At 56.5% G+C, this 14,270-nt stretch carries 16 protein-coding genes and 1 tRNA gene; 10 read left to right on the forward strand and 7 right to left on the reverse strand.

Annotated elements, in window-relative coordinates; genetic code table 11:
• Positions 1-6: 6 nt before the first annotated feature.
• The 5 genes from proC to hemW all read left to right on the forward strand — a co-directional run bounded on the left by proC (position 7) and on the right by hemW (position 3,512).
• Complete coding sequence (proC, locus tag ABFX35_RS11810; protein ID WP_095847272.1) at positions 7-828, forward strand: pyrroline-5-carboxylate reductase; 822 nt, start codon at positions 7-9, stop codon at positions 826-828.
• An 85-nt stretch (positions 829-913) separates the two neighbouring features.
• The gene (locus ABFX35_RS11815; RefSeq protein ID WP_095847271.1) at positions 914-1,468 is read left to right on the forward strand and encodes a YggT family protein; all 555 of its coding nucleotides are present in this window, start codon (positions 914-916) and stop codon (positions 1,466-1,468) included.
• Positions 1,465-1,755 carry a DUF167 family protein YggU gene (gene yggU, locus ABFX35_RS11820; protein ID WP_095847270.1) on the forward strand — a complete coding sequence of 97 codons (291 nt, stop codon included), beginning with the start codon at positions 1,465-1,467 and terminating at the stop codon, positions 1,753-1,755. The genes ABFX35_RS11815 and yggU overlap by 4 nt, the downstream gene beginning before the upstream one ends.
• 19 nt (positions 1,756-1,774) lie before the next feature.
• Positions 1,775-2,371 (forward strand): XTP/dITP diphosphatase, encoded by a 597-nt coding sequence (locus tag ABFX35_RS11825; protein WP_121554457.1) that lies wholly within the window; start codon positions 1,775-1,777, stop codon positions 2,369-2,371.
• Positions 2,361-3,512 (forward strand): radical SAM family heme chaperone HemW, encoded by a 1,152-nt coding sequence (gene hemW / locus ABFX35_RS11830; RefSeq protein WP_346081190.1) that lies wholly within the window; start codon positions 2,361-2,363, stop codon positions 3,510-3,512. Before ABFX35_RS11825 ends, hemW begins: the two co-directional genes overlap by 11 nt.
• A 41-nt stretch (positions 3,513-3,553) precedes the next feature.
• Here hemW and ABFX35_RS11835 read toward each other — a convergent pair whose 3' ends face one another.
• The 4 genes from ABFX35_RS11835 to trmB all read right to left on the reverse strand — a co-directional run bounded on the left by ABFX35_RS11835 (position 3,554) and on the right by trmB (position 6,387).
• Positions 3,554-4,270, reverse strand: a complete 717-nt coding sequence (locus tag ABFX35_RS11835) for a YggN family protein (RefSeq protein WP_346081192.1) — start codon at positions 4,268-4,270, stop codon at positions 3,554-3,556.
• Positions 4,271-4,300: 30 nt separating this feature from the next.
• On the reverse strand, positions 4,301-5,224 hold the full coding sequence (gene glsB, locus ABFX35_RS11840; RefSeq protein WP_346081195.1) for a glutaminase B: 924 nt from the start codon (positions 5,222-5,224) through the stop codon (positions 4,301-4,303).
• 117 nt (positions 5,225-5,341) lie between these two features.
• Positions 5,342-5,668: a YggL family protein gene (locus tag ABFX35_RS11845; protein ID WP_095847265.1), complete on the reverse strand. Its 327-nt coding sequence runs from the start codon at positions 5,666-5,668 to the stop codon at positions 5,342-5,344.
• A complete protein-coding gene (gene trmB, locus ABFX35_RS11850; RefSeq protein WP_121554461.1) occupies positions 5,668-6,387 on the reverse strand; it encodes a tRNA (guanosine(46)-N7)-methyltransferase TrmB in 720 nt (239 codons plus the stop codon). The genes ABFX35_RS11845 and trmB overlap by 1 nt, the downstream gene beginning before the upstream one ends.
• A 222-nt stretch (positions 6,388-6,609) precedes the next feature.
• Here trmB and mutY point away from each other — a divergent pair, with 222 nt between their 5' ends.
• From mutY to mltC, 3 genes are all read left to right on the forward strand, one after another.
• The gene (mutY, locus tag ABFX35_RS11855; protein ID WP_279022775.1) at positions 6,610-7,707 is read left to right on the forward strand and encodes an A/G-specific adenine glycosylase; all 1,098 of its coding nucleotides are present in this window, start codon (positions 6,610-6,612) and stop codon (positions 7,705-7,707) included.
• Positions 7,704-7,976 (forward strand): oxidative damage protection protein, encoded by a 273-nt coding sequence (locus ABFX35_RS11860; RefSeq protein WP_095847263.1) that lies wholly within the window; start codon positions 7,704-7,706, stop codon positions 7,974-7,976. Before mutY ends, ABFX35_RS11860 begins: the two co-directional genes overlap by 4 nt.
• 64 nt (positions 7,977-8,040) lie before the next feature.
• Positions 8,041-9,117, forward strand: coding sequence for a membrane-bound lytic murein transglycosylase MltC (gene mltC, locus ABFX35_RS11865; RefSeq protein ID WP_279022774.1), 1,077 nt, complete (start codon positions 8,041-8,043; stop codon positions 9,115-9,117).
• 71 nt (positions 9,118-9,188) lie between these two features.
• Here the strand turns inward: mltC and speF are convergent, their stop codons facing one another.
• Together speF and speFL are read right to left on the reverse strand one after the other, a co-directional pair.
• Positions 9,189-11,351 carry an ornithine decarboxylase SpeF gene (speF, locus tag ABFX35_RS11870; RefSeq protein WP_346081199.1) on the reverse strand — a complete coding sequence of 721 codons (2,163 nt, stop codon included), beginning with the start codon at positions 11,349-11,351 and terminating at the stop codon, positions 9,189-9,191.
• Between the two features lie 241 nt (positions 11,352-11,592).
• Positions 11,593-11,709: a leader peptide SpeFL gene (gene speFL, locus ABFX35_RS24195; protein ID WP_428832188.1), complete on the reverse strand. Its 117-nt coding sequence runs from the start codon at positions 11,707-11,709 to the stop codon at positions 11,593-11,595.
• A gap of 346 nt (positions 11,710-12,055) precedes the next feature.
• On the opposite strand from speFL, the gene ABFX35_RS11875 reads away from it, so the two are divergent.
• Positions 12,056-12,131 (forward strand) — tRNA-Phe (locus ABFX35_RS11875).
• A gap of 195 nt (positions 12,132-12,326) precedes the next feature.
• On the forward strand, positions 12,327-13,583 hold the full coding sequence (locus ABFX35_RS11880; protein ID WP_346081201.1) for a tyrosine-type recombinase/integrase: 1,257 nt from the start codon (positions 12,327-12,329) through the stop codon (positions 13,581-13,583).
• 131 nt (positions 13,584-13,714) lie between these two features.
• On the opposite strand, the gene ABFX35_RS11885 is transcribed toward ABFX35_RS11880, so the two are convergent.
• Positions 13,715-14,263: a hypothetical protein gene (locus tag ABFX35_RS11885; protein ID WP_346081203.1), complete on the reverse strand. Its 549-nt coding sequence runs from the start codon at positions 14,261-14,263 to the stop codon at positions 13,715-13,717.
• Positions 14,264-14,270: the final 7 nt, after the last annotated feature.

Below are 14,270 nucleotides of genomic sequence, written 5' to 3' on the forward strand. Positions count from 1 at the left end.
GATTTGATGCAGCATCGCAAGATTACCTTTATCGGCGCAGGCAATATGGCCCGTGCGATTATCGCCGGCCTGGTTGCCGGCGGCTACCCGGCTAACGCCATCAGCGTCTGCGCCCCATCGGCGAAAAATCGGGATGCGTTGGCGGCGGAATACGGCATCAACAGCAGCGGCGACAACGCCGCCTGCGCGCGCGAAGCGCAGGTGATCGTGCTGGCGGTGAAGCCGCAGATGATGGCCGATGTCTGCAAGCCACTGCAGGAACAGGTGGATTTCAGCGGCAAGCTGGTGCTTTCCATCGCGGCCGGGGTGCAGGTCAGCCGCTTTTACCAGTTGCTGGGCGATAAGCTGAGCATCGTGCGTATCATGCCCAACACCCCGTCGTTGGTGGGCAAAGGCATGAGCGGCCTGTACGCGCCGCCGCAGGTCAGCCAGGCCGATCGGGATTACACCAGCGCGCTGATGAGCGCGGTGGGGAAAGTGAGCTGGGTGGATGAAGAACAGGGCATCAATGGCGTGATAGCCGCTGCCGGCAGCGCCCCGGCCTACTTCTTCCTGTTTATGGAAGCCATGCAACAAGAAGCCGAACGCATGGGCTTTAGCAGCCAGGCGGCACGTGAGCTGGTGCAGCAGGCCGCCGCCGGCGCCGCCGCGCTGGTTGAGGCCAACCCGGATACGCCGCTTTCCACGCTGCGTGAACAGGTGACGTCGAAAGGTGGCACCACCGCCGAAGCGCTGCGGGTGTTCAATGAACAGCAACTGCCGGCAACCGTCGCCAAAGCGATGCAGGCTGCGGTCAACCGAGCGCAGGAAATGGAAAAGCTGTTTTAACCGATAAAACCACCAACACAGCCTATCCCGCCGAGCACAAGCAAAATAGCCTACCGGGATAGGCGCTAAGGAGAAAGGCCACTACATGCTGACACTGACTTTTCTGGTCAAAACCGTTATCGATCTTTACGTGATGGTGCTCCTGCTGCGGATCTGGATGCAGTGGGCGCGCACCGACTTCTACAACCCGTTTTCACAGTTCGTGGTTAAGATCACCCAGCCTTTGGTGGGCCCGCTGCGCCGCATCATCCCGCCGCTGGGGCCGATCGACAGCGCGTCGCTGCTGCTGGCGTTCTTGTTGATGACCATCAAGTATCCGCTGTTGCTGCTAATACAGGGCGGCGCCATTGCGCTCAGCCCGTATAACCTGCTGTTTGGCCTGATCTCGCTGGTGAAGTCGGCCGGTTACCTGATCTTCTGGGTGATGATCATCCGCGCGCTGATGAGCTGGATAAGCCAGGGGCGCAACCCGCTTGATTATGTGATGTATCAACTTACCGAGCCGTTGATGGCGCCGATCCGCCGCGTGCTCCCGGCGATGGGCGGCATTGATTTTTCCGCCATGGTGGTGATCCTGATCCTCTATCTGATCAACTACCTGGGGATGGATCTGTTCGGCGAAATCTGGTTCCTGCTGTGAGTGCGGTAACCCCTCTACTGGACGGGCTGGCGCTCAGGCTATATATTCAGCCGAAAGCCAGCCGCGACCAGATTGTTGGCCTGCATGGCGACGAATTAAAAGTCGCCATCACGGCTCCGCCGGTGGACGGCCAGGCCAATGCCCATCTGATCAAGTTCATCGCCAAGCAGTTCAAAGTGGCGAAAAGCAACGTCATCATCGAGAAAGGCGATCTGGGGCGGCACAAACAGCTGCGCATCATGAACCCGCAACAGATCCCCGCCGTGGTCGCTGCACTCATCGAATAATTTTCAAGGTAGTCTCATCATGCAAAAAGTGGTTCTTGCCACCGGCAATCCCGGTAAGGTACGCGAGCTTGCCAGCCTGCTGGCCGATTTCGGCCTGGATGTGGTCGCCCAGACCGATCTGGGGGTGGAATCCGCCGAGGAAACCGGCCTGACGTTTATTGAAAACGCGATCCTGAAGGCGCGCCATGCCGCTCAGGTTACCGGCCTGCCGGCCATTGCCGACGATTCCGGCCTGGCTGTGGATGCCCTGGGCGGCGCGCCGGGCATCTATTCCGCACGCTACGCCGGCGAGGACGCCAGCGATCAACAAAACCTGGAAAAACTGCTGGCGGCGCTGAAAGACGTGCCGCCGGGCAGCCGCGGCGCGCAGTTCCACTGCGTGCTGGTTTATCTGCGCCACGCGCAAGATCCAACGCCGCTGGTGTTCCACGGCAGCTGGGCCGGTGAGATTACCGCCGAACCGGCCGGCCAGGGCGGCTTTGGCTACGATCCTATTTTCTACGTGCCGGAACTGGGGCGCACCGCCGCCGAGCTGACCCGCGAAGAGAAAAGCGCCGTGTCGCACCGTGGCAAGGCGTTAACCCTGATGCTGGAAGCCCTGCGTAATGCCAAGTAATGCCCTGCGCCTGCCGCCGCTCAGCCTGTATATCCATATTCCCTGGTGCGTGCAAAAATGCCCGTACTGCGATTTCAACTCGCACGCCCTGAAAGGCGAGGTGCCGCACCGGGAATATGTCGATCATCTGCTGGCGGATCTGAGCGCCGATCTGCCGCTAACCAGCGGCCGCGGCGTCAGCACCATTTTTATCGGCGGCGGCACGCCAAGCCTGCTGTCGGCCGATGCGATGCAGGCATTGCTGGATGGCGTGCGTGCGCGCATCCCGGTGGCGGCCGATGCCGAGATCACCATGGAGGCCAACCCCGGCACCGTCGAAGCCGATCGCTTCAGCGGCTACCAACAGGCCGGGGTGAACCGCATTTCGATTGGGGTGCAGAGCTTCAGCGCAGAGAAATTAACGCGCCTGGGGCGCATTCACGGCCCGGAAGAGGCCCGGCGCGCAGCCCGGTTAGCCACTGGGCTGGGGCTGCGCAGCTTTAACCTTGATCTGATGCACGGCCTGCCGGACCAATCGCTGGAAGAAGCGCTGGACGATCTGCGCCAGGCCATTGCCCTCAACCCGCCGCACTTGTCCTGGTATCAGTTGACCATCGAACCCAACACGCTGTTCAGCTCGCGCCCGCCGGTGCTGCCGGATGACGACGCGCTGTGGGATATCTTCCAGCAGGGGCATGCGCTGCTGAGCGCCGCCGGCTATCAGCAATATGAAACCTCGGCCTATGCCAAGCCGGGCTATCAGTGCCAGCACAACCTCAACTATTGGCGCTTTGGCGACTACCTGGGGATTGGCTGCGGCGCCCACGGCAAACTGACCTTCAGCGATGGGCGCATTCTGCGCACTATCAAGACCAAGCATCCACGCGGCTTTATGCGCGGGGACTATATGGCCCGGCAGTATGACGTTTGCGCCGAGGAACGGCCGTTTGAATTCTTCATGAATCGTTTTCGGCTGCTGGAAGCGGCGCCGCGCGCCGATTTTTGCCATTACACCGGGTTAGCGGAAAGCGTGATCCGCCCGCAGTTGGATGAAGCGCTGGCCAAGGGCTATCTGATTGAAACGCCAGAGCACTGGCAAATTACCGAGAAAGGCAAACTGTTCCTCAATTCACTGTTGGAACTGTTTTTGGCGGATGAATAACGTCGGCAGGGGGTGCCCCCTGCCCGTTAACCACAATGCAGTTATTTCAAGACGTTGAGTAAATCTTTACGCTGGTTTTCCAGGGCGATGACGCGGTTGCACACATCGCGGCCAAAATTCTGAAAATCCTGTTCCTGATTGTTCCACTCGTTTTGAATGGCCTGCTGCAGCCCGCCCAGGTTGCCCATAATGGCCTGCAGCGGGTTGCCGTTGCTATTGGCCACCTGCTTCACCCCCATCTCATTCAGGCTGTCTTGCAACACGCCGCCCATGCTTTGCTGCACGATATTGCGGCCGTCCTGTTCCACCTGATCGATCGCCTTGTGATGAAAGGCCAGGCCATCGCTACGGTGTTCGATAATGCGCCCCATCTGCTGTTTAAGCTGATCGTTAAGGGTGCTCAGGCGATTGCGCACGTTGCTGCCGCTACCCAACTGTTCGACAATCACGCGATCCAGCGCCACGCGCGCCTTTTCCAGATGCTGGGCGGCGCCGCGATCGATCCACGGCAGATCTTTGCGCAGTGCGCTTTGGTAGCTGAACGCCTTTTGGCGCTGGGTGTCGTCCAGGCTGAGCGTTTTGCCATTGCGGATCACATCACCGTCCGGTGAGATTTGCAGATCGCCGCCGGCGCCGACCACCTGGACGTTATGCGGACTGATAATCACATCATCCTGGGGCTTTACGCTGCACTGATAAGCGGCATGCGCCTGCCCGACCACCAGCAGCAATAAGGCTAACCCGGTTTTCTTTAACATATCGTCTTCTGACTCCCTTCCGAGGTGGCACTAAAAAATTGAACGGTTGATTCGTTCAGACAACAACTCCAGCGCTGCAGTTCCCGCCAGCGAGTTACCGGAAGGATCCAGCTCCGGCGACCATACCGCAATCGCCATCTCCTCCGGCACGATGGCGATAATGCCGCCGCCCACGCCAGACTTGCCCGGCATCCCGACGCGGTAGGCGAATTCGCCGGCGCCGTCGTACATGCCGCTGGTCATCATCAGGGCGTTAATCTGGCGCGATTGCAGCGGGCTAATCACCGCCTTGCCCTGCAAATCGCGGCCGTGGTTAGCCAGATAGATAAAGCAGCGCGCCAGTTCGACGCAGTTCATGCGCAGTGCGCAGTAATGAAAATAGGTGCGTAAAACGGTGAGCACATCGTTTTCAAAGTTGCCGAACGACTTCATCAGATAGGCAATCGCGGCATTGCGATCGGAATGTTCAAACTCCGAACGCGCCACGCGCGCGTCGTAGGCCAGATCGTCTTCACAGGCGAGCTGACGCACCACCTCCAGCATCCGCTGTTTCGGCGCGCTGAGCCGGGTTTGCAGCATGTCGCAGACCACCAGCGCCCCCGGGTTGATAAACGGGTTACGCGGCTTGCCCTGCTCCATCTCCAGTTGCAACAGCGAATTGAACGGCAGGCCGGAAGGCTCTTTCCCCACCCGCTGCCAGATCTCGCTTTCCTGGTAGCGCGTCAGCGCCAGCGTCAGGCTAAGCACCTTGGAAATCGACTGAATTGAAAAGCGCTCGCCGGCGTCGCCGGCTTGAAACATGTCGCCGTTAACGGTACACACGGCGATGCCCAGCCGATCGGCCGGGACTTCGGCCAGCGCCGGGATATAGCCCGCCACCTTGCCTTTGCCAATCAACGGGCGAACCTGTTGCAGGATCTCATCCAGCAACGCGTTGTTTAATGCTGTAACCACCCCGCCACTCCACACATCGCAAACAGGCACCTGGCCATCCTATCAAAAACAGGCTGGGCGCCCAGTCTGCCGCACCGGCGCTATATCGGGGCGCTTTGCGCCCCGCGCCAGGCAATATCAATCCCACCAAATATCGAACAAATCGCTGACTTTAACCTCAACCAGGCCACGCGCTTCCAGCCAGTTTTTCACCAGTTCGCGATGCTGCTCGGTGCAATGGCCGATTTGCTGCAGGCAGATCAGCCCTTCCCAGCGCAGGTAACCGCTGCCGTCAAAGGCCAGGCTATTGGGTTCGATCACGTCGTCAATAAACGCGTCCAGCGTACTGTCGATATCCTCAACGCTGGTGCCGGGCGCAAAGCTCCAGGCAACAGAGAAACCCAGCTCCTGAAACTCATCAATGTGTAACTTCTTGCGTAAACGACGACTGCGGTTCTTAGCCATTATGCTCTCCTCTCAAACATCAAATCCCAAACGCCATGCCCCAGACGTTGGCCACGTAATTCAAATTTGGTTAACGGCCGTGAATCCGGCCGCGGTACGTAATCATTATCGGCCGAAAGGTTACGGTACGCCGCGACGCCGCGCATAACCTCCAGCATATGTTCTGCGTAGGGCTGCCAATCGGTCGCCATATGGAATACGCCGCCGACTTTCAGCTTGCGCAGCACCAATTCCACAAACGGCGTCTGCACGATACGGCGCTTGTTGTGGCGCGCTTTATGCCAGGGATCCGGGAAAAACAGCTGCACCATATCCAGCGAGCCGTCCGGGATCATGTTTTCCAGCACTTCCACCGCGTCATGGCACATCACGCGCAGGTTGCCGAGGCCCGCTTCATGGGCGTCGGCCAGGCAGGCGCCCACGCCAGGGGAATGGACTTCAATCCCCAGGAAATTCTGCTGCGGGTTATTGCTCGCCATCGTGACCAGCGAAGCCCCCATGCCAAAGCCGATTTCCAGCACCACCGGCGCTTCGCGCCCGAACAGCGCCGCCAGATCGACCGGTTCAGTCTGATATTCCACGCCCATCACCGGCCAATAGTTATCCAGCGCGTGCTGCTGGCCTTTGGTTAACCGCCCCTGGCGGCGGACAAAACTGCGGATACGGCGCATTGGGCGGCCGTTCTCATCAAATTCCGGGGATATGACGTCATTAATCATCGTGTTTTCTGTCTGTTTGGCTGCCAATGAAGGAAACGCGCATTATGCAAAGATACAAAAACAATACAACCTACTTATTGGTTAACGGCATGGTTGCGCCGATAAAGTTGCCGCTTGCGGCAGCCGGACTGCCAGCGTAGGAAAGTTCCGGTTTACAGCCCACTGACTCTATGCTGCAATCGCGCTTTAATTTAATTTGTCTGCCGAACACGAAACCCACTTATGATGCAAGCACAGCAGTTCTCGCACCTGGTGCTTGAATGGTATCAACGCTGCGGCCGTAAAACGCTGCCGTGGCAACTGGATAAAACGCCTTATCAGGTGTGGCTCTCTGAGGTGATGCTGCAACAAACCCAGGTGGCCACCGTTATTCCCTATTTCCAGCGTTTTATGGCCCACTTCCCCAACGTGCGCGCCTTGGCTGAAGCGCCGCTGGACGAAGTGCTGCACCTGTGGACCGGGCTTGGCTACTACGCGCGGGCCAGAAATTTGCATAAGGCAGCGCAAACTATTGTGGCACAGCACGGCGGCGAATTCCCGACCACCTTTGAAGAAATTGCCGCGCTGCCCGGCATCGGCCGCTCAACGGCCGGCGCCATCCTGTCTTTATCGCTTGGGCAGCATTATCCGATCCTCGACGGCAACGTAAAACGCGTGCTGGCGCGCTGCTACGCGGTGGAAGGCTGGCCAGGAAAAAAAGAGGTGGAAAACCGCCTATGGCAAATCAGCACCGACGTCACCCCGGCGCAGGGCGTTGGCCAGTTCAACCAGGCGATGATGGATCTGGGCGCGATGGTGTGCACCCGCTCCCGCCCCAAATGCGAACTGTGCCCGCTCAATACCGGCTGTATGGCCTACGCTAATCATAGCTGGGCAAAATACCCAGGCAAGAAACCCAAGCAGACGCTGCCGGAAAAAACCGCCTACTTTTTACTGTTGCAGCACGGCGATCGTGTATGGCTGGAACAGCGCCCCGCCGTTGGCCTGTGGGGCGGCCTGTTTTGCTTCCCGCAGTTCACCGCCGAGGCCGATTTGGAACTCTGGCTGCAACAACGTGGTCTGAAAGGCAGCCGTTTGGTACAGCTCAACGCATTTCGCCATACCTTCAGCCATTTCCACCTGGATATTGTGCCTATGTGGCAGCCGCTCGATAAGCCTGGCTGCGGCATGGATGAGGGAAACGGTCTCTGGTATAACTTAGCGCAGCCGCCATCGGTTGGGCTCGCCGCGCCGGTAGAGCGCCTGCTATTGCAGTTGGCAAAGCACCCGATCCAACACAGTTTATTTGGTAACAGCGCCATTGATGAGGAATTAGCATGAGCAGAACCATCTTTTGTACTTACCTGCAGCGGGAAGCCGAAGGCCAGGACTTTCAACTCTATCCGGGTGAAATCGGCAAACGCATTTTTAACGAAATCTCGAAAGAAGCCTGGGCAGAATGGATGAAAAAACAAACCATGCTGATTAACGAGAAAAAGCTGAGCATGATGAACCCGGAGGATCGCAAGCTTCTGGAAGGCGAGATGACCAAATTCCTGTTTGAAGGGCACGACGTCCACATCGAAGGCTACACGCCACCGAGCGAATAGGTGTTTCGGGGCCTGGCGCTGGCCCCTGAATATATTTATATAATTCATCATGATACGGCTTAAGATGAAGAAAATTTTAGCTTTGCTAGTGATAGCACCCTTACTGATTTCCTGTTCCGGTAAAAAAAGCGATGAGTACAACGAAGCCTGGGTGAAAGACACCAACGCCTTCGACATCCTGATGGGCCAATTTGCCCATAACATTGAGAATATTTGGGGGCTGAACGAGGTACTGATCGCCGGGCCAAAAGATTACGTAAAATATACCGACCAGTACCTGACGCGTAGCCACATCAACTTTGATGCCGGTACCATTACGTTCGAGACCATCTCGCCAACCGATCCGGCCGCCAGCCTGCGCAAGGCGATTATCACCACCCTGCTGATGGGCGACGATCCGGGCTCGGTGGATCTCTATTCCGACGCCAATGATATCCAGATCAGTAAAGAGCCGTTCCTGTACGGCCAGGTGCTGGATAACAATGGCGAGCCGATCCGCTGGGAATGGCGCGCTGCGCACTTTGCCGATTATCTGGTGCAAACCAAGCTGCAAAAACGCAACTCCGGCTTGCACGTGATTTACTCCGTAACCATCCAACTGGTGCCAAACCACCTGGATAAACGTGCGCACAAATACCTGCCGATGGTGCGCAAGGCATCGGAAAAATACGGTGTGGAAGAATCGCTGATCCTGGCCATCATGCAGACGGAATCCAGCTTCAACCCCTATGCGGTGAGCGGATCAGACGCGCTTGGCCTGATGCAGGTGGTGCAACACACCGCCGGCAAGGATGTGTTTAAACTGCGCGGGAAATGGGGCACGCCAAGCCGTAGCTACCTGTTCGATCCGGAAAACAACATCGATACCGGCACCGCCTATCTGGCGCTGCTGCAGGGCACCTATCTGGGCGGCATTCAGAACCCGACGTCGCGCCGCTACGCGGTGATCACCGCCTATAACGGCGGCGCCGGCAGCGTGTTGCGGGTGTTCTCCAGCGATCGTTCGCGTGCCGTTGATATTATCAATAGCATGCAGCCTGGCGACGTGTACCAGACGCTGACCACCAAGCACCCGGCGGCTGAATCGCGCCGTTATCTGGTGAAGGTTAACACCGCGCAGAAAAGCTACCGCCGCAGGTAGCGCCAACGGGGGCAATCACTGTGATGGGCCCCCGAATACAATAAGGGCCGGTTTATCGCCGGCCCTTATTGTTACTGCTTGATCATATAGCCGAAAATCCGCTTCCAGCCGTAGTCTTTTTTCTCGATATAAACGCCCTGCAGTTCCGGCGAGAACCCCGGCAACCGGTTAATCCCCTCTTCCAGCGCCAGGAAATAGCGCTGCACCGCACCGCCCCAGACTTCCCCCGGCACCACGCACAGTACGCCCGGCGGGTAAGGCAGCGCCCCTTCGGCGGCGATACGCCCCGCCGCCTGGCCGATCGGCACCAGTTCCACGTTGTCGCGAATAAACTCCACGTTGGCATCCTGCGGGTTCATCATCACCGGTGGGAAATGGGCCTGGCGGAACATTTCTTTCTGCAGTTGCTTCACATCATAGCTCACGTACAGATCGTGCATTTCCTGGCACAGCTGGCGAATGGTGTAGCCACGGTAACGCTGCTCGTTCTTGCGATAGACCGTCGGCAATACCTCGCTCAACGGCGCATCCTCCGCAACATAGCGCTCAAACTGCACCAGCATATCCACCAGCAGTTCCATCTTAGCCGGGTTCTCCGCTGGCGTGAGCAGGAACAGGATCGAGTTGAGATCGCATTTCTCCGGCACGATGCCGTTTTCGCGCAGGAAGTTGGCCAAAATGGTGGCCGGGATACCAAACTCGGTGTATTGGCCGGTTGCGGCATCAATCCCCGGCGTGGTCAGCAGCAGTTTGCACGGATCGACCAGGTACTGATCCTGCGCATAGCCGGCAAAACCGTGCCAATGTTCGCCCGGCACAAAGCTGAAGAAGCGCGCATCGTTAGCGATAGTGCTGGTTTCATAATCCTGCCAGGGCTTGCCGGCCACCTGCTGTGGGATAAACGGCTTCAGCATTTCGCAGCGCGCCAACAGTTGCTTGCGCGCCTCGATCCCCAGATACACGCAGTCCATCCACATCCGGCGGCCAGCGGCGCCGGCATGCATTTTGGCGTTAACGTCCAGCGCGGCAAACAGCGGATAAAACGGGCTGGTTGAGGCATGCAGCATAAAAGCGTTGTTTAGGTGCTTATGGTTGCAATGCCGTTTTTGCCCCTTGATGTGATCGTCTTTTTTATGGATCTGCGACGTTTGCGAGAACCCCGCCTGCTGCTTATGCACAGATTGCGTGACAAAGATGCCGGGATCGTGCTCATCCAGTTCCAGCAGCAGCGGCGAGCACTCTTTCAGCATCGGGATAAAGCCTTCGTAACCCACCCAGGCAGAATCAAACAGAATGTAATCGCACAGATGGCCGATGGTGTCGATCACCTGCCGGGCGTTGTAGATGGTGCCGTCATAGGTGCCAAGTTGGATGATAGCCAGGCGGAACGGCCGCGCCAGGTTGGCCTTCTCGGGCGCCACTTCGCGGATCTGTTCACGCAGATAGCCTTCGTTGAAGCAGTGCGAATCAATGCCGCCGATAAAGCCAAACGGGTTGCGGGCGGTTTCCAGATACACCGGCGTGGCGCCGGCCTGGATCAGCGCGCCGTGGTGGTTGGATTTATGGTTGTTGCGATCGAACAGCACCAGATCGCCACGCGTCAGCAGCGCATTGGTCACCACTTTATTCGCCGCCGAGGTGCCGTTGAGCACAAAATAGGTCTTATCGGCGTTGAACACGCGCGCCGCGTGCTTTTGCGCATCCTTGGCCGATCCTTCATGGATCAGCAAATCGCCAAGTTTGACATCCGCGTTGCACATGTCGGAGCGGAACAGGGTTTCGCCATAAAACTCGAAGAACTTGCGCCCCGCCGGGTGCTTGCGGAAAAACTCGCCGCCCTGGTGGCCGGGGCAGGCAAAGGTGGCGTTTTTCATTTCCACATAGGTTTTCAGGGTGCTGAAGAACGGCGGCAGCAATGCCTGCTCATAGGTATCCGCGGCCGCTTCCAACTGCGCCATATAAAACGCTTTGGTGGCAGGCGTTAGCGCAAACACGCCGGTAATCAACGGCAGGAAATCCGGGGACAGGTGTTCGTCCCCTTCAACAGCAACAAACGTTGGGATATCAAACCCGGTGGCCTTCAGTTCAGCCAGAATACCGGCATTCACATCAGCCACAGACACCACCGCCGCGGCAACGTCGGTGTAGTCGGTCTGTTCGATGCGCACAACCTGACGCAGGGTTTCAATGCTGGCGACCAGATTGGCGCTTGTTGCTATTTTCAATTCTTTCATAAAGCGAACTCTCAAACTGTTAAGGATGAGGTGTGCCACAGGCACATACGTTAAAGGATAACAAAGGCTACCCCGGCCATGTGATGCTCGCATTGCAGCTTATCTGCAAGCGCGGCCAGCCTGATGCGTTGAGCGCAGGCAGTTATCGGGGACTGGGTTCAGCCACAACCGATAGACATCAGTAAAATCAGCGCCACAGCGCTATTTTTAATAATGCCTAACAGCGAGCATAGCGGCGCCCTCACCGCATGGGGGGCGAAGGTAATCGGGTATACAGCGTGCGGGAGAAATCACGGCGGAGCGAGGGCATCATCAGATGTCTGGTGCGCGAAAGCGCCTGAACAATCCAACCAGTCATGCCTGCAGTCCTCTAACGTTGATGAGCGATATCACCGTGATGTAAATGCTAAAATTTGCGCAATGATTACACGTTTCTTTATGGGGTTCAAGTAACAATTGTTCGATTTCCCCTCAACAAGAAGTTAACTTAATCAACTGTTATTTAAGTGATTAATCACCCGGCAAAAGAATAGATGGAGGTGGCCGTGAGCATAATGTAACGGCCTGCTACCGCTACCGCCCGAGCCCACAGCGGTGACGTAGCCATTACCCACACAAACCTGAATAAAAATAGAGCAACCGCACCACTTTGCGACAGAAAGCCGTTGACGCCAGCGAGCCTTTACGGTTTAATGCGCCCCGTTGCCCGGATAGCTCAGTCGGTAGAGCAGGGGATTGAAAATCCCCGTGTCCTTGGTTCGATTCCGAGTCCGGGCACCAAATTCATATCAACGGACCTCCATGGAGGTCCGTTTTTGCATTCTAAGCCCGCCAAAACCAACACCTCTACAATCCCTTAACTCCACCCAACTCAATCAACTTCAACCCGCATCAAGTCCCTTGCGAGGGTACAACTGAGGGTATAGTCTGATTCGCTAAAATTTATACCCCTTTTACTATCAGGAGATACCGCCAATGGCGCTCACTGACGCTAAAATCCGTGCAGCTAAACCGGATGAAAAACCTTATAAACTTGCCGACAGCGGCAACATGTTTTTGCTCGTTCACCCTAACGGCTCGCGCTACTGGCGGCTCCGCTACCGGTTTCTGGGCAAAGAGAAAACACTTGCTCTGGGCGTCTATCCTGAAGTCTCGTTATCAGAAGCAAGGGAAAAACGTGATGCCGCGAGAAAACAAATAGCTGAAGGGATTGACCCGTGCGAACAGAAACGCATCAAAAAGTCAGTACCCGATGTAGCTCAGACATTTGAAGGCATCGCAAGGCAGTGGCATAAGAGCAACAAAAAATGGTCAGCCTCACATAGTGAGAAAATACTGAAAAGCCTCGAAACTCATGTGTTTCCCTTTATTGGCTCACGTGACATTACCACCCTCAGGACTCCCGATTTACTTGTTCCAGTAAAGGCTGCCGAAGCCAAAGAGATCTATGAGATTGCAGCGCGCCTTCAGCAGCGTATCACTGCAATCATGCGCTATGCTGCCCAGTCAGGCATTATCACCTATAACCCTGCCGTGGATATGGCTGGCGCGTTAACCACGGTGAAACGCCAGCACCGCCCTGCCCTCGCCTTAAATCGCATTTCAGAGCTTCTTGAACGACTGGATGCATACAGAGGACAACCTCTCACCCGGCTGGCAACTAAACTCACCCTGCTTATCTTCATCCGTTCCAGTGAACTACGCTTTGCCAGGTGGTCTGAGATCGACTTTGAGAAAGCCATGTGGGCCATTCCTCCTGAGCGGAAACCTATTGAAGGGGTCAAGTATTCCCATCGTGGCTCAAAAATGCGAACAGAGCATCTTGTGCCGTTCTCTACTCAGGCGCTGAATATACTACAACAGATCCACACTATCAGCGGAGAACATGAACTGATTTTCACCGGCGATCACAATCCATGGAAACCCATGAGTGAGAACACGGTGAATAACGCACTGCGGCTGATGGGCTACGATACAAAGGTCGATGTCTGTGGTCACGGCTTCCGGGCAATGGCCTGCAGTTCGTTGATTGAGTCAGGGTTATGGTCAAGGGACGCTGTTGAACGCCAAATGAGCCATCAGGAGCGAAATGGCGTACGTGCGGCTTATATCCATAAAGCGGAGTTTCTGGATGAGCGAAGGCTGATGCTGCAATGGTGGGCTGATTTTCTGGATGCAAATGAGGAGAAACCAGTAAGCCCCTTTGACTTTGCGAAACTTCACTCAGGATAGTGGTTCGAATTAAAAGCAGTCTTGTAGAAGGAGGGGGAACGATGCATTGGTGTGCTGACTTCTCCTATGGGCAAGAAGATACTTATAAAACTACAATGGTATAAAAGCTCAGCCCATAAAAGGGCTGAGCCTCAGCGTATCCCTTCTTTTTTTGTAAACAGACAAAACCCAGTGTAGTGCGCCTGCATAAACACTAGTTCCCTTTCCGACCAGGGTCTGTTTTTCCCTGTTCCAAGGTCAAATTTGACCACTGCCGCCCTCACCGCACTGACGCTTCTGCCCAGTCTGGTGGCAATTTCTTTTGTTGGCAGATTGCCGTAATGCTTTACCAGAAAGGACTTATCTTCACGGCTCCAGCTACTGCGACTAGTGAGCCCAGCAAGGGACGCCTGCCGGAAGATAGCCTTGCGTGAACGCCCGGGCAAGAGTGATATGACATACTCTATGCCTTCTGCATAGTGGGTCTGGAGCAATGCCAGCTCCTCTTCCGACCAGGTCGGTGCCACGCCACGGGACAGACCGTAAAGCTGAACAATCCGGGCCACCCCATTGGCAGACCGGCCTATCCGCTCCCCGATTTCACGGGCAGACAGTTGGCCATAGTGTTGTTCCACAAACGTAATTTCGGCGACCGTCCACTGTGTCCAGTGATTACGGTGACGCTGCGTTTTATCCACCATGTCAGAC

The sequence above is a fragment of the Gibbsiella dentisursi genome (genome assembly GCF_039539505.1).
GTDB classification, from domain to species: Bacteria; Pseudomonadota; Gammaproteobacteria; order Enterobacterales; family Enterobacteriaceae; genus Gibbsiella; species Gibbsiella quercinecans.